A 13,985-nucleotide genomic window follows, 5' to 3' on the forward strand; every position below is an offset into this window, starting at 1 on the left:
CGTCCCTTGACATTGGTTTTTCGTTCGCTCTTCAATAAAACGAAAAAATTGAAAGAGGAGGGAGGGTGAAATGCTGCTCACACCGCGTCAGGATGAAATCGTTGCGCTGGCGAAAGCGAACGGGCGGGTGCTGGTCGACGAGCTGGCGGCGCGGTTCTCCGTCACTCCCCAGACGATCCGTAAGGATCTGAACGATCTCTGCGATACGCGGGTTTTGACCCGCATCCACGGCGGCGCGCTTTTTCCAAGCGGCAATGAAAACGTCAAATACGAGGCGCGTCGGGCGATAGCCTCTTCCGAAAAGCAGGCGATAGGCGCCGCCGCCGCCGCCCTTATCCCGAACAACTCGTCACTCTTCATCAATATCGGCACGACGACCGAAGCCGTGGGCGAAGCGCTGGCGGATCATCACGAGTTGATGGTCATTACCAACAACATCAATGTTGCCAACAGGTTGCGTGTCTTCCCCGGTATCGAGGTGGTGATTGCCGGCGGTGTCGTGCGCGGTTCCGATGGCGGTATCGTCGGCGAGGCGGCGGTGGATTTCATTCGCCAGTTCAAGGTGGATTTTGCGGTCATCGGCGTTTCGGCCATCGATGAGGATGGCGCTTTGCTGGATTTCGACTTTCGTGAGGTCAAGGTCGCGCAGGCAATCATCTCCAATGCGCGCCATGTCATTCTGGTGTCGGATTCGCTCAAATTCGAGCGCACGGCTCCGGTTCGTATCGGCCATCTTTCCCAGGTGCATACTTTCATCACCGATCATTGTCCGGTGGATTCGATCCGGTCCATCTGTGCCGATCATGACGTCCGGTTGATCGAAACCGAGATGGTCGAGTCCTGATCGGGATAGCCCATGAATTTCGTTTGACATTCGTTTTGTCTTCGAATTAGATGTTCGTGCTTTCAGTATATCGATGAGGAGAGCGTCGATGAAAGCGCGGGAGGGTCCATGTCTGACGAGGCAATCCACGATATTTTCGTGATCGGCGGCGGTATCAATGGCTGCGGCATCGCGCGTGACGCCGTCGGCAGGGGCTACTCCGTCGCGCTTGCGGAAATGAACGATTTCGCCTCCGGCACCTCGTCCGCCGCTACCAAGCTTATCCATGGCGGTTTGCGTTATCTCGAACATTACGAGTTTCGTCTGGTGCGCGAAGCGCTGATGGAACGTGAGGTGCTGTGGGCCATGGCGCCGCACATCATCTGGCCCATGCGCTTCGTATTGCCGTTCCAGAAAGGTGGCGTGCGCCCGGCCTGGCTCGTGCGTCTCGGGCTGTTTCTGTACGACCATCTCGGCGGCCGCAAGCTTCTGCCCGCGACCCGCTCGCTCGATCTGCGCCGCGATCCCGCCGGGAAACCTTTGAAACCGATTTTTGCCCGCGCCTTCGAATATTCGGATGGCTGGGTGGACGATGCCCGCCTGGTGGTGCTGAATGCCCGCGACGCTGCCAATCGCGGCGCGCTCATCCTCAACCGCACGCAGGTGGTTTCGGCCCGACGCGAAGGCACCTTCTGGCATGTCGAAACGAAAAATGCGGCCGGAGAGGCCAAAACCTACCGGGCGCGCATGCTGGTGAATGCCGCGGGTCCCTGGGTGGACAAGGTGCTGTCCTCGGCGTTCGGCAAAAACAATGTCCATAATGTCCGCCTGGTGCAGGGCAGCCACATCATCGTGCGCAAGAAATTTTCCGATCCGCGTGCCTATTTTTTCCAGAATCCGGACGGGCGGATCATCTTCGCCATTCCCTATGAACAGGACTTTACGCTGATCGGCACGACGGATCGCGACTATACCGCCGACCCCCGGGCTGTTAAGATCAGCGACGAGGAGATCAGCTATCTTTGCAATGCGGCGAGCGAATATTTCGCTGAGCCGGTGGAGCCGGCGGATATCGTCTGGACCTATTCCGGCGTGCGCCCGCTGTTCGATGACGGAGCATCGAAAGCGCAGGAAGCGACCCGCGATTATGTGCTGAAAACCGAAGGGGCGGAAGGTGAAGCGCCGCTTCTCAATATTTTCGGCGGCAAGCTCACCACCTATCGGCGGCTTGCCGAACATGCTCTTGAAAAAATCGGCGATGCGCTGGGTGAAAAGGGTGCGCCATGGACGGCGGGCTCGCATTTGCCGGGTGGAAATTTCGGCGCCGAGGCCTACACCGCGGAAGTTTCGGCGCTGCGGTCGCGTTACCCCTTTCTTGAAGAGCGTCATGCGGAGCGGCTTGTGCGCTGCTACGGAACGGATGCGGCGGTGCTGATCGGCAATGCCACGGAGGCGGCGGCGCTCGGGCGGTATTTCGGCGGTACGCTGTACGAGGCTGAGGTTCGCTGGCTGATGGCGCGGGAATGGGCGCTGACGGCGGAGGATATTCTGTGGCGCCGCACCAAGCAGGGGCTCTTTTTTACCCCGGAAGAGGTGCGTGGGCTGGAGCATTATGTCGAAGACATTGCAGGTGGGCGCTTAAGGGCAATCTGACGATCCGGATAAAAGCGGAGGAGGCTTTGGATCACCATGCTTGAATTGCGAAACGTCTCTAAGATGGTTGGCGGTGAATATCATATTCACCCGACCGATCTGACGTTGCAGCGCGGAAGCCTGAACGTCCTGCTTGGACCGACACTTTCGGGCAAGACGACGCTAATGCGGCTGATGGCCGGGCTGGACAAGCCGAGCGCCGGCTCGATCTTTTTCAATGGCGAAGATGTGACGGGATGGCCGGTGCAGAAGCGCAACGTCGCCATGGTCTATCAGCAGTTCATCAACTATCCGGCGCTCAGCGTTTACGAAAACATCGCTTCGCCCATGCGCGTTGCCGGCAAGGATCAGGCGACCATCGACAGGGAAGTGAGGAAGGCCGCCGAGCTTTTGAAGCTGACGCCCTATCTCGACCGTACGCCGCTCAATCTTTCCGGCGGCCAGCAGCAGCGAACGGCACTCGCCCGCGCCATCGTCAAGAACGCCAATCTGGTGCTGCTCGATGAGCCGCTGGCCAATCTCGATTACAAGCTGCGCGAAGAGCTGCGCGAGGAACTGCCGCGCATTTTCGCCGAATCCGGGGCCATCTTCGTTTATGCCACCACCGAACCTTCCGAGGCGCTGCTTTTGGGCGGCAATACCGCAACGCTCAACGAGGGCAGGGTAACGCAGTTCAGCCGTACCATCGAGGTTTACCGGCGTCCGGTGGATATCGTCACCGCGGAAATTTTTGCAGACCCGCCGCTCAACACCATCGAGGTCATCAAGGCGGGCGGTGCATTCACCCGTGCCGACCAGACGGTGATTGCGGTGCCGGCGCATCTTGCCGCCGTGCCGGATGGACCTTTGACCATTGCGTTCCAACCGCATCATCTTTTCCCGCAGGCGAAGGGTGAGGCCCGCCAGTCAATCCGGGCGCGGACGCTGATTTCGGAAATCGCCGGATCGGAAAGCTTCGTGCATGTGGAATTTTCGGGTCGGCGCTGGGTCATGCTCGCGCATGGCATTCACGACATCGAGCCGGACAGGGACATAGAGCTGTTTCTCGATACAAAACACCTGATGGCCTTTGACGCGAATGGCCGCGCCATCGGCGAAGCGGCTTGAGGGAGATCGGTCATGGCACGCATCACGCTCGATCACATCCGCCACGCCTATAACGCAAAGGCGCAGGCTGCCGGCGACTATGCGCTGAAGGAAGTCCATCATGAATGGGAGGACGGCGGCGCCTATGCTCTGCTCGGCCCTTCCGGCTGCGGCAAAACCACGCTGCTCAACATCATTTCCGGGCTGCTGCGCCCCTCCGAAGGCCGCATCGCCTTTGACGGAACCGACGTGACGGATTTCGCCACGGAAGACCGCAATATCGCGCAGGTATTCCAGTTCCCGGTCGTCTACGACACGATGACGGTCTATGACAATCTGGCCTTTCCGCTGCGCAACCGGCATGTGCCGGAGGCCGAGGTGGACCGTCGGGTGCGGGAAATCCTCGAAATGACCGATCTTTCCGGCATGGCCAAACGCCATGCGCGTGGTTTGACGGCGGATCAAAAACAGAAGATTTCGCTGGCGCGGGGGCTGGTGCGGTCCGATGTCAACGCCATCCTCTTCGACGAGCCGCTGACGGTGATCGATCCGCATATGAAATGGGTGCTGCGCTCGCAGCTGAAACGGCTGCATCGCCAGTCCGGTTTCACCATGGTCTATGTGACCCATGACCAGACCGAAGCGCTGACCTTCGCCGATAAGGTTGTGGTCATGTATGACGGGCAGATCGTCCAGATCGGCACGCCGGCTGAGCTTTTCGAACGGCCGGGACATACCTTCGTCGGTTATTTCATCGGCTCGCCGGGCATGAATGTGCTGCCCGCCAGTATCGACGGCGCGACCGCAATGGTCGGCGGGCTTGGTGTGCCGCTCGCCGGTGCGCCAAAGGTTGACGGAGCGCAACGCATCGAGATCGGCATCCGCCCGGAATTCGTCCGGCTGGAGCGGGGCGGCATGCCCATCACTGTCGACAAGGTCGAGGATATCGGCCGGCAGAAGATCGTGCGCGCCCGGTTCGCCGGCCAGAAACTCGCGATCGTCGTTGCCGAAGACGAGGAAATCCCGGCGGAAGCGGGTGTTCGCTTCGATCCGGCCGCCATCGGCGTCTTTGCCGACTCGTGGCGTGTAAAGATGGGGGCCTGACCATGGAAAAGAGCTGGAACAACAAGGCATGGTTCATGGTGCTGCCGGTGCTGGTGCTGGTCGCCTTTTCCGCCGTCATTCCGCTGATGACCGTCGTGAATTATTCGGTGCAGGATACGTTCGGCAATAACCAGTTCTTCTGGGCCGGAACGCAATGGTTCGAGGAAATTCTGGCCTCGGACCGTTTCTGGGATGCGCTGGGGCGCAACCTGCTGTTCTCCGGCATCATCCTGGCGATTGAAATTCCGCTCGGCATCTTCATCGCGCTCAAGATGCCGAAATCCGGCATCGGCGTGCCGGTCTGCCTCGTCACCATGGCGCTGCCGCTGCTGGTGCCGTGGAATGTCGTCGGCACCATCTGGCAGGTTTTCGGCCGCAGCGATATCGGCCTGCTCGGTTATTACGCCAATCAGCTCGGGCTCGATTACAACTATGTCAACGATCCGGTCGATGCTTGGATCACCGTGGTCATCATGGATGTCTGGCACTGGACGAGCCTTGTCGTCCTTCTGTGTTATGCCAGCCTCGTTTCCATTCCGGATGCCTATTATCAGGCGGCAAGGATCGACGGCGCCTCGCGTTTCGCGGTGTTCCGGTTCATCCAGCTGCCGAAGATGAAGCGGGTGCTGCTGATTGCTTTCCTGCTGCGCTTCATGGACAGTTTCATGATCTATACGGAGCCTTTCGTCGTCACCGGCGGCGGGCCGGGCAATTCCACCACCTTCCTGTCCATCGATCTCGTGAAGATGGCGCTCGGCCAGTTCGACCTCGGGCCGGCGGCGGCCATGTCGCTGATCTACTTCCTCATCATCCTGCTGCTGTCCTGGGTGTTCTACACCGTCATGACCAGCCACGACGCGGAGACTTGAGACATGAGCGCCTCGAATGTCACCACCAGCGTGGAGCGCAACGGCATCGGCAGTTCGCCGGTGAGAGCCACTGCTACGGGACGATCCGGCCTTGCCGTCAATGCACGGCGTCGCCACCATGGGCCGTCGCGTTTTTCCTGGCTGGTGCCGACGATCTATATCCTGCTGCTGCTGGTTCCCATCTACTGGCTCGTCAATATGAGCTTCAAGACGAACACGGAAATCGTCTCCTCCATGACGCTTTATCCGCATCAGCCGACGTTGCAGAACTACCGGACGATCTTCACGGATTCATCCTGGTATTCGGGCTATATCAATTCGATCATCTATGTCGTCATGAACATGGTGATCTCGGTCGCGGTGGCGTTGCCGGCGGCTTACGCCTTCTCGCGTTATCGCTTTCTCGGCGACAAGCACCTGTTCTTCTGGCTTTTGACCAACCGCATGGCGCCGCCCGCCGTCTTCGCGCTGCCGTTCTTCCAGCTTTATTCGGCTTTTGGCCTGATCGATACGCATATCGCCGTGGCGCTGGCGCATTGCCTGTTCAACGTGCCGCTGGCGGTGTGGATTCTCGAAGGTTTCATGTCCGGCGTGCCGAAGGAAATCGACGAGACCGCTTATATTGACGGCTACTCCTTCCCGAAATTCTTCGTGAAGATCTTCATGCCGCTCATCGCTTCCGGCATCGGTGTCGCCTGCTTCTTCAGCTTCATGTTCTCGTGGGTCGAGCTTCTGATCGCCCGCACGCTGACGACGACGGACGCCAAGCCGATTGCCGCGACCATGACGCGGACGGTCTCTGCCGCCGGCATGGATTGGGGCCTGCTTGCCGCCGCCGGCGTGCTGACACTGATACCCGGCGCGCTGGTGATCTGGTTCGTGCGCAATTACATCGCCAAGGGCTTCGCGCTCGGGAGGGTTTGACCATGACGAAGATGCCCGATTTTACCTGGATGGCGTGGACTTGGCAGACGGCGGCCTTTTTTGGCGCCATCGCGCTGCTGCTCGTCGGCATGTGGTTCTGGGAATATCTCTCGCCCGGCGGTAATCCCCGCTTCGGCCTTTTGCGCTTCGAGACCACGCGCGGCGACAGGCTGTTTATCTCGCTGCTCGGCAGCGCCTTCATTCATCTCGCATGGCTCGGGCTGGTCGGCCCGAACCTGTGGTGGGCTCTCGCTCTATCCTTGGTTTACGCCATCGGCGTTTTCCGTTTTGTCTAGAGCAGGAAAACGGTGCGGCGGAGGAAAACCGCACCCGCAGACTTCATGCAATCGCAAACCCCTGGGAGGACTGATATGCGACGGCATTTGATGACGACGACGGCGGCCATGCTGCTGGCAATGACGGGTTCCGCTTTCGCCGGAATGGAGGAAGCAAAGCAGTTTCTGGACAAGGAAATCGGCGATCTTTCGTCGCTTTCGCGTGGCGATCAGGAAAAGGAGCTGCAATGGTTTGTCGATGCCGCGAAACCCTTCGCGGGCATGGAAATCAAGGTCGTTTCCGAATCTCTGACGACCCATGAATATGAATCCAAGGTTCTGGCTCCGGCCTTCACCGCCATTACCGGCATCAAGGTCACGCACGACCTGATCCAGGAAGGCGACGTCGTCGAAAAAATCCAGACCCAGATGCAGACCGGCCAGAACCTTTATGACGGCTGGGTCAACGACAGCGACCTTATCGGCACGCATTGGCGCTACCAGCAGGTGCGCAACCTGACCGACTTCATGGCCAATGAAGGCAAGGACGTCACCAATCCCGGCCTCGACCTCAAGGACTTCATCGGCAGCGCCTTTACGACGGCGCCGGACAAGAAGCTCTACCAGCTTCCCGACCAGCAGTTCGCGAACCTCTACTGGTTCCGTTACGACTGGTTCAACAACGAAAAGAACAAGGCCGATTTCAAGACCAAATATGGTTATGACCTCGGCGTGCCGGTCAACTGGTCGGCCTATGAGGATATTGCCGAATTCTTCACCGGCCGCGATGTCGACGGCAAGAAGGTCTTCGGCCATATGGATTACGGTAAGAAGGATCCGTCGCTCGGCTGGCGCTTCACCGATGCCTGGCTCTCCATGGCCGGCAACGGCGACAAGGGCCTGCCGAACGGTCTGCCGGTCGATGAATGGGGCATCAAGGTCAACGACAAGTCGCAGCCGGTCGGCTCCTGCGTGGCGCGCGGCGGCGATACCAACGGTCCGGCTTCGGTCTATTCCATCGAGAAATACCTCGAATGGCTGAAGAAATATGCGCCGCCGGAAGCGCAGGGCATGACCTTCTCCGAATCCGGTCCGGTGCCGGCGCAGGGCAACATCGCCCAGCAGATCTTCTGGTACACGGCGTTTACCGCCGATATGGCCAAGCCCGGCCTGCCAGTCGTGAACGAGGACGGTTCGCCGAAATGGCGCGTCGCACCTTCGCCGCACGGCGTCTACTGGAAGGACGGTATGAAGCTCGGTTATCAGGACGTGGGTTCGTGGACGCTGATGAAATCCACCCCCGACGACCGCGCCAAGGCCGCCTGGCTCTATGCGCAGTTCGTGACCTCCAAGACCGTGGATGTGAAGAAGAGCCATGTGGGCCTGACCTTCATTCGCGACACCACCATCCACCACAAGAGCTTCACGGACCGGGCGTCCAAACTCGGCGGTCTCATCGAGTTCTATCGTTCGCCAGCCCGCGTGCAGTGGTCGCCGACCGGCACCAACGTTCCAGATTATCCGAAGCTGGCGCAGCTTTGGTGGCAGGCGATCGGCGATGCTTCGTCGGGTGCGAAAACCGCGCAAGCGGCGATGGACTCTCTCTGCGCCGAGCAGGAAAAGGTCATGAGCCGTCTGGAACGCGCTGGCGTGCAGGGCGATATCGGCCCGAAACTGGCGGAAGAGCACGATATCGAATACTGGAACAAGGATGCCGTTTCGAAGGGCAATCTGGCGCCGCAGCTGAAGATTGCCAACGAAAAGGAAAAGCCGGTCACCGTCAATTACGACGAACTGGTCAAAAGCTGGCAGAAGTGATGTCTGCGTAAAATCTGAAACCGGGGCGGCTTGCCGCCCCGGTCATTGCGTCTGAAAGGGAGTAGCATGATGGGCGGTTATATTCTGGCGATCGATCAGGGAACGACATCGACACGGTCGATGGTCTTTGATCGCGACATGCGGGTCATCGGTGTCGGACAGCGAGAATTTCCGCAGCATTTTCCGGCCTCCGGCTGGGTCGAACACGATGCCGAGGATATCTGGAAAAGCGTGCTCGAAACCATCCGGCTGGCGCTTGCCGATGCCGGCATCGCCGCCTCCGATATCGAGGCCATCGGCATTACCAACCAGCGCGAAACGACCGTGCTGTGGGACCGGAACACGGGCGAGGCCGTGCATCGGGCCGTGGTTTGGCAGGATCGCCGCGCTGCTCCCGTCTGCGAGGAGCTGAAAAGAAGGGGGCTGGAGCCGCTTTTTTCGAAAAAGACCGGTCTGCTGCTCGATCCCTATTTTTCCGGCACGAAGCTGAAATGGCTTCTCGATAGTGTCAGCGGCCTTCGCGAAAAAGCCGTCAAGGGCGAAATCTGCTTCGGCACGGTCGATAGTTTCCTGATCTACCGTCTCACCGGCGGCCGCCGCCATGTGACCGACGCCACCAATGCCTCGCGAACGCTGATCTACAATATCGAGGAAAATGCATGGGACGATGAACTCCTGTCGATCCTCGATATCCCCCGCGCCATGCTGCCGGAGGTGCTGGATTGCGCCGCCGATTTCGGCGTGACGGATAAATCGCTTCTGGGCGCGGAAATTCCGATCCTTGGCGTCGCCGGCGACCAGCAGGCAGCCGTGATCGGCAATGCCTGCTTCGAGCCGGGCATGATGAAATCCACCTACGGCACGGGCTGCTTTGCATTGCTCAACACCGGCACGGATCGCGTCGCCTCCACCAACCGGCTGCTGACGACCATCGCTTACCGTCTCGACGGCGTCACCACCTATGCGCTGGAAGGCTCCATCTTCATTGCCGGTGCCGCCGTGCAATGGCTGCGCGATGAGCTTGGTTTCATCTCGGTCGCTTCCGAGGTCAGCGCGCTTGCGGAAAAGGCCGACGCCAATCAGCGTGTTTATCTGGTTCCGGCCTTCACCGGCCTTGGTGCACCCTACTGGGACGCGGAGGCGCGTGGCGCTATTTTCGGGCTGACGCGTGGCACCGGTCCGGCGGAATTCGCCCGCGCGGCGCTGGAAAGCGTCGCCTATCAGACCTTCGATCTGCTGGACGCCATGCGCAAGGACTGGGCGGGTGACAATGGCAAGACGGTGCTCCGGGTCGATGGTGGCATGGTCGCTTCCGATTGGACCATGCAACGGCTGGCGGATATTCTTGCGGCACCCGTCGACCGGCCGGTCTTCCTGGAAACGACCATTCTCGGAGCGGCCTGGCTTGCCGCCTCACGCGCCGGCATCTGGCCGGATCGCAAGGCCTTTGCTGAACATTGGCGGCGTGACCGCCGTTTCAGCCCCGCAATGGAAGAGGCTAAACGGAAAGACGCCATTGCCGGCTGGCGTGACAGTGTCGGCCGCTGCCTGTCGCGGCGGGAGAATTGAACAGGCTATACGAAACTGCCGGGTGCGATGCTCTTGCTGGAAACGAGATCGGAAAGGGCGCGCACCAGCTTCGCATCCGCGCCCTTGCTCGGCTGAAGCACAAATTCCACGTCCTCCAGCGGTGGTAGCACGCCTGCGGCAATCTCCTTCAGACCTGCCGGCGCCATGCTGCGCGGCTGCACCAGAATGCCCATGCCCGCTCTTGCCGCAGCGGTCAGTCCGCTGAGACTGCCGCAGGTGCAGACGATCCGCCAGGCGAGGCCGGCCCGGTCTAGCGCCTCCTGCGCCGCCTTTCGGGTGATGCTCGGCGGCGGAAAGGCAATCAGGGGCAGGGCGTCCGGCTGGTTCAGCATTCGCTCCGGGTCGCGCGCTAGCCACACGAGCGGTTCGCGGTAGAGAAAGTGCCCGAGCTTGTCGCCGAGACGGCGTTTGGCAAGCACCACATCCAGTTCGCCATTGTCCTGCATCTGGTAAAGCACGCCGCTCAGCGAAACCGTCAGTTCCAGATCGACGAGGGGATAAAGCCGGATGAACTCTTCCAGAATGGCGGTCAGCCGGCTGGCGACGAAATCTTCCGAAACGCCAAGCCTCAGCCGTCCGCGCAGACGGTTCTCGCTGAATAGCGATGACACCTTGCTGTCGATTTCCAGCATGTTGCGGGCGTAACCCAGCAGCGCCTCACCTTCGCCCGTCAGTTTCACCTGATGGGTGCTGCGGGCAATCAGCCGGCGGCCAAGTACGGCCTCAAGCCTTTGAATATGCTGGCTGACAGTGGACTGGCCAATCCCCAGCCGTTCGGCCGCCAGCGTGAAGCTGCCGGTCTGCTGAAGCATCACGAAGCTCGCAAGATGTTGAAGGTTCAGCATTATCCTGAATCGCGATAACTGTTAATCTTTGCATCGGAATTCATGATGAGCGATAGTAGCGCGCGTTTCAAGCAAAACCGATGCCGGAAAGATCTCCCATGACCCGCTTCCTACCTGATCGCTTCACCATGATGCTGGTGGCCACCGTGATTTTGGCCTCCATTTTGCCGATCAGCGGTGAGCCGGCGGAGTACTTCGGGCTGGCGACAAAACTCGCGATCGCTTTGTTGTTCTTCCTCCACGGCGCGCGGCTTTCCCGGGATGTGGTGATTGCCGGTATCCTGCACTGGCGCCTGCATCTGGCGATCCTTCTCGTGACCTTCGGCCTGTTCCCGCTGCTCGGTGTGGCAATCGGCTTCATTCCCGAGAATATTCTGCCTGCGCCGCTTTATATGGGCGTGTTGTTCCTCTGCGTCCTGCCATCCACCGTGCAGTCCTCCATTGCCTTCACCTCCATGGCGGGCGGAAACGTGCCGGCTGCGATCTGTTCGGCCTCCGCTTCGAATATTTTCGGCATGTTCCTGACCCCGCTGCTGGTCGGTCTGCTGTTTACGGTGGGGGGCCATGGCGGTGGATTTTCGCTGGATGCGTTCCTGCAGATCTTCCTGCAGCTGCTTTTGCCCTTCATCGTCGGTCAGGTGCTGCAGCCGTGGATCGGCGACTGGATCAGGGCGCGCAAGAAACTGCTGGCTCCGGTCGATCGCGGCTCCATCCTGATGGTCGTTTATCTCGCTTTTTCCGATGCGGTCATCGAAGGCATCTGGCACACGTTTTCGCTCAGGGATATCGGTGTGGTCATCGTCATCAATATCCTGCTGCTGGCGCTTGTCCTGTGTGTGACGATGTTCGGCAGCCGTTTGCTGGGTTTCGATAAGGCCGATGAAATCACCATCACCTTCTGCGGCTCGAAAAAGAGCCTCGCCAGTGGCGTGCCCATGGCGGGCGCGATTTTCGCCGGCCAAAGCATTGGTGCAATCGTCCTGCCGATCATGCTTTTCCACCAGATCCAGCTGATGGTCTGCGCGGTGCTGGCCCAACGTTATGCCAGAAAGGCCCATGAAAAAGCGGCCATATCGGAAGCCGCTGCCGCAGAAGGTGCGGTAGTCTCCACCCGCTGAAGAGCGAATTTTCATCAAACAAAAACGGCCCCTTTACGGGGCCGTTCGTTTGAGGTCCGGATCGGTTTAGTTGACCTGAGCCGGCGAAATCTGGGCTTCGATGGTCTTCGGCGCATCGGCGCTGTCGGACGAGATCGCAATGCGGCGCGGTTTCATGGCTTCCGGAATATTGCGGACGAGATCGATGTGGAGCAGGCCGTTCTTCAGGGAAGCGGTCTGGACCTCGACATGGTCGGCAAGCTGGAAGCGGCGTTCGAAAGCGCGTGTGGCAATGCCGCGATACAGGAACTCACCTTCGGATGACTTCTCATCTGCGGCCTTCTCGGCCTTCACCGTCAGCGTATTCGCGCGGGATTCGATGCTGAGTTCAGTTTCATCGAAACCGGCAACGGCCATGGTGATGCGATAGGTGTTTTCGCCGGTCCGCTCGATATTGTAGGGCGGATAGGACTGGGCCTGTTCAGGCTGGCCGAGGCCGTCAAGCATCGAAAAAAGACGGTCGAAGCCGACGGTGGAACGATAGAGGGGGGAAAAATCAACGTGACGCATGGTGTCCTCCTTAAGAAGCGACTGTTTGCGGTTAAGCCCGGCGTCCCGTTCTGGCAACGGCCGGACATGTGGCGCGGTCCCGTTCTGGCGACCGCATGAATGAGATGGGAATGGCCTGCCGCTGCGTCAAGGGGGGCGTGAAAAGGCGAAAGAAACATGAACCATGGCTGAACGTCAGGTTCCGGCATCGTTCAGTTTGAGAGCCATAAAACATCGGTCATCGGAGACATTCTCCGTGGACAGAAGCAATAACGTCCCTTCTTCTTCTGTCTTATTCGCCGGAACCGCGACTGCTTTAACCGACGGTTCCGGCAATTTTTTCTTTGACCTTCCCGCGCCGCCGACCTATCCCGAAAAGGCAGAAAAGCCGGAAAAGACCGATGATCGAAGCCACATTGCGCGCCAGCGAAGACAACCCGGTTCCCGGCAACCATACCGTCGGTTATTTTACCGGCGATCGCGGCAAACAGCTTCGCTATGCGATCTTTCGCGCCAGCCGCCAGGTGGCTCGCGGAACCGTGGTTCTGCTGCATGGCAGGAACGAATGTATCGAGAAATATTTCGAAACGGTCGGCGATCTCACCGCCATGGGTTTCTGGGTTGCGACCTTCGATACGCGCGGGCAGGGCGGTTCAGAAAGATTGCTGAAAAAACCGGGTGCCGGGCATGTGCGGCGGTTCTCCGACTATCAGCGTGATATCGGCCTTTTTCTCGAACAGGTGGTGTTGCCGGATACGCGGCTGCCATTCTTCATGATCGCGCATTCCACCGGCGCGCTTGCAGCGCTTGCCGCCGCACCCGGCCTGTCGAACCGGATCGACCGTCTGGCGCTTTGTTCGCCTTTCATCGAGCTGGACAGCCAGCAATCCGTCCCCTCATCCGTCATTCGGGTGGTGGCGACGGTTCTAAGTCTCGTTGGTCTTGGACGGGTTCAGCTCGGCAAGGATCAGCGGGAGCGAGATTTCGACGGTAATCCGCTCACCTCGGACGCCAGACGTTTTAGAAGAAATCTTTCGCTGCACAGGCAGTTTCCGGAACTTTTCATCGGTGCGCCGACGGCGCGCTGGGTCTATGAGGCGCTGAAGACCATGGGACGGGTGGTCCGTCAGGACCATCTGACGAATATCACCATTCCGACCCTTATTCTGGCGCCGATGCTGGATACCATCACGCCCTATAGGGCGCAGGAGGAACTCTCACGCAATTTCCGGGCAGCGCAGCTTCTTCCGATCACCGGTGCGCGCCACGAACTGCTGCATGAGCGTGACGTTTTCCGCAAACAGGCGCTGGCGGCCATCGACGCGTTTTTCGCGCCGGAATGATGGCCGCTT

13 protein-coding genes are annotated in these 13,985 nt (G+C 59.7%); 11 read left to right on the forward strand and 2 right to left on the reverse strand.

The features are described 5' to 3' along the window. Positions 1-70: 70 nt before the first annotated feature. From PIB16_RS05460 to glpK, 9 genes are all read left to right on the forward strand, one after another. Positions 71-844, forward strand: a complete 774-nt coding sequence (locus tag PIB16_RS05460; protein ID WP_020812079.1) for a DeoR/GlpR family DNA-binding transcription regulator — start codon at positions 71-73, stop codon at positions 842-844. A gap of 108 nt (positions 845-952) precedes the next feature. Then, complete coding sequence (locus PIB16_RS05465) at positions 953-2,476, forward strand: glycerol-3-phosphate dehydrogenase (RefSeq protein ID WP_271045134.1); 1,524 nt, start codon at positions 953-955, stop codon at positions 2,474-2,476. A gap of 36 nt (positions 2,477-2,512) precedes the next feature. Beyond that, positions 2,513-3,583, forward strand: coding sequence for an ABC transporter ATP-binding protein (locus PIB16_RS05470; RefSeq protein ID WP_220319132.1), 1,071 nt, complete (start codon positions 2,513-2,515; stop codon positions 3,581-3,583). Positions 3,584-3,595: 12 nt separating this feature from the next. Then, positions 3,596-4,666 (forward strand): ABC transporter ATP-binding protein, encoded by a 1,071-nt coding sequence (locus PIB16_RS05475; RefSeq protein WP_059758107.1) that lies wholly within the window; start codon positions 3,596-3,598, stop codon positions 4,664-4,666. 2 nt (positions 4,667-4,668) lie between these two features. Continuing rightward, a complete protein-coding gene (locus tag PIB16_RS05480) occupies positions 4,669-5,535 on the forward strand; it encodes a carbohydrate ABC transporter permease (protein WP_065117167.1) in 867 nt (288 codons plus the stop codon). Positions 5,536-5,538: 3 nt separating this feature from the next. Beyond that, positions 5,539-6,459, forward strand: a complete 921-nt coding sequence (locus PIB16_RS05485) for a carbohydrate ABC transporter permease (RefSeq protein WP_035261093.1) — start codon at positions 5,539-5,541, stop codon at positions 6,457-6,459. Positions 6,460-6,461: 2 nt separating this feature from the next. Beyond that, a complete protein-coding gene (locus PIB16_RS05490) occupies positions 6,462-6,755 on the forward strand; it encodes a DUF2160 domain-containing protein (protein ID WP_003519736.1) in 294 nt (97 codons plus the stop codon). Between the two features lie 75 nt (positions 6,756-6,830). Beyond that, positions 6,831-8,552: an ABC transporter substrate-binding protein gene (locus PIB16_RS05495; protein ID WP_271045135.1), complete on the forward strand. Its 1,722-nt coding sequence runs from the start codon at positions 6,831-6,833 to the stop codon at positions 8,550-8,552. Positions 8,553-8,621: 69 nt separating this feature from the next. Next, complete coding sequence (glpK, locus tag PIB16_RS05500; RefSeq protein WP_142845572.1) at positions 8,622-10,121, forward strand: glycerol kinase GlpK; 1,500 nt, start codon at positions 8,622-8,624, stop codon at positions 10,119-10,121. Between the two features lie 5 nt (positions 10,122-10,126). On the opposite strand, the gene PIB16_RS05505 is transcribed toward glpK, so the two are convergent. Next, positions 10,127-10,987 carry a LysR family transcriptional regulator gene (locus tag PIB16_RS05505; RefSeq protein WP_142845571.1) on the reverse strand — a complete coding sequence of 287 codons (861 nt, stop codon included), beginning with the start codon at positions 10,985-10,987 and terminating at the stop codon, positions 10,127-10,129. Positions 10,988-11,085: 98 nt separating this feature from the next. Here PIB16_RS05505 and PIB16_RS05510 point away from each other — a divergent pair, with 98 nt between their 5' ends. Continuing rightward, entirely contained in the window at positions 11,086-12,105 is a 1,020-nt protein-coding gene (locus tag PIB16_RS05510; RefSeq protein WP_078052179.1) for a bile acid:sodium symporter family protein, read from the forward strand. Positions 12,106-12,171: 66 nt separating this feature from the next. On the opposite strand, the gene hspL is transcribed toward PIB16_RS05510, so the two are convergent. After that, positions 12,172-12,654 (reverse strand): heat shock protein HspL, encoded by a 483-nt coding sequence (gene hspL / locus PIB16_RS05515; protein ID WP_065656653.1) that lies wholly within the window; start codon positions 12,652-12,654, stop codon positions 12,172-12,174. Positions 12,655-13,034: 380 nt separating this feature from the next. Between hspL and PIB16_RS05520 the strand changes: the two genes are divergently transcribed. Then, the gene (locus tag PIB16_RS05520; protein ID WP_271045136.1) at positions 13,035-13,976 is read left to right on the forward strand and encodes an alpha/beta fold hydrolase; all 942 of its coding nucleotides are present in this window, start codon (positions 13,035-13,037) and stop codon (positions 13,974-13,976) included. Positions 13,977-13,985 lie beyond the last annotated feature (9 nt).

It is taken from the genome of Agrobacterium sp. ST15.13.015 (genome assembly GCF_027871645.1).
In the GTDB taxonomy this organism is placed as follows: domain Bacteria; phylum Pseudomonadota; class Alphaproteobacteria; order Rhizobiales; family Rhizobiaceae; genus Agrobacterium; species Agrobacterium leguminum.

Bases quoted from the DNA above. Each gene is read 5' to 3' on its own strand.
- PIB16_RS05475 (WP_059758107.1), top strand. From the start codon at position 3,596: ATGGCACGCATCACGCTCGATCACATCCGCCACGCCTATAACGCAAAG.
- PIB16_RS05520 (WP_271045136.1), top strand. From the start codon at position 13,035: ATGATCGAAGCCACATTGCGCGCCAGCGAAGACAACCCGGTTCCCGGC.
- PIB16_RS05505 (WP_142845571.1), bottom strand. From the start codon at position 10,987: ATGCTGAACCTTCAACATCTTGCGAGCTTCGTGATGCTTCAGCAGACC.
- PIB16_RS05510 (WP_078052179.1), top strand. From the start codon at position 11,086: ATGACCCGCTTCCTACCTGATCGCTTCACCATGATGCTGGTGGCCACC.
- PIB16_RS05470 (WP_220319132.1), top strand. From the start codon at position 2,513: ATGCTTGAATTGCGAAACGTCTCTAAGATGGTTGGCGGTGAATATCAT.
- PIB16_RS05485 (WP_035261093.1), top strand. From the start codon at position 5,539: ATGAGCGCCTCGAATGTCACCACCAGCGTGGAGCGCAACGGCATCGGC.
- hspL (WP_065656653.1), bottom strand. From the start codon at position 12,654: ATGCGTCACGTTGATTTTTCCCCCCTCTATCGTTCCACCGTCGGCTTC.
- PIB16_RS05480 (WP_065117167.1), top strand. From the start codon at position 4,669: ATGGAAAAGAGCTGGAACAACAAGGCATGGTTCATGGTGCTGCCGGTG.
- PIB16_RS05465 (WP_271045134.1), top strand. From the start codon at position 953: ATGTCTGACGAGGCAATCCACGATATTTTCGTGATCGGCGGCGGTATC.
- PIB16_RS05460 (WP_020812079.1), top strand. From the start codon at position 71: ATGCTGCTCACACCGCGTCAGGATGAAATCGTTGCGCTGGCGAAAGCG.
- glpK (WP_142845572.1), top strand. From the start codon at position 8,622: ATGGGCGGTTATATTCTGGCGATCGATCAGGGAACGACATCGACACGG.
- PIB16_RS05495 (WP_271045135.1), top strand. From the start codon at position 6,831: ATGCGACGGCATTTGATGACGACGACGGCGGCCATGCTGCTGGCAATG.
- PIB16_RS05490 (WP_003519736.1), top strand. From the start codon at position 6,462: ATGACGAAGATGCCCGATTTTACCTGGATGGCGTGGACTTGGCAGACG.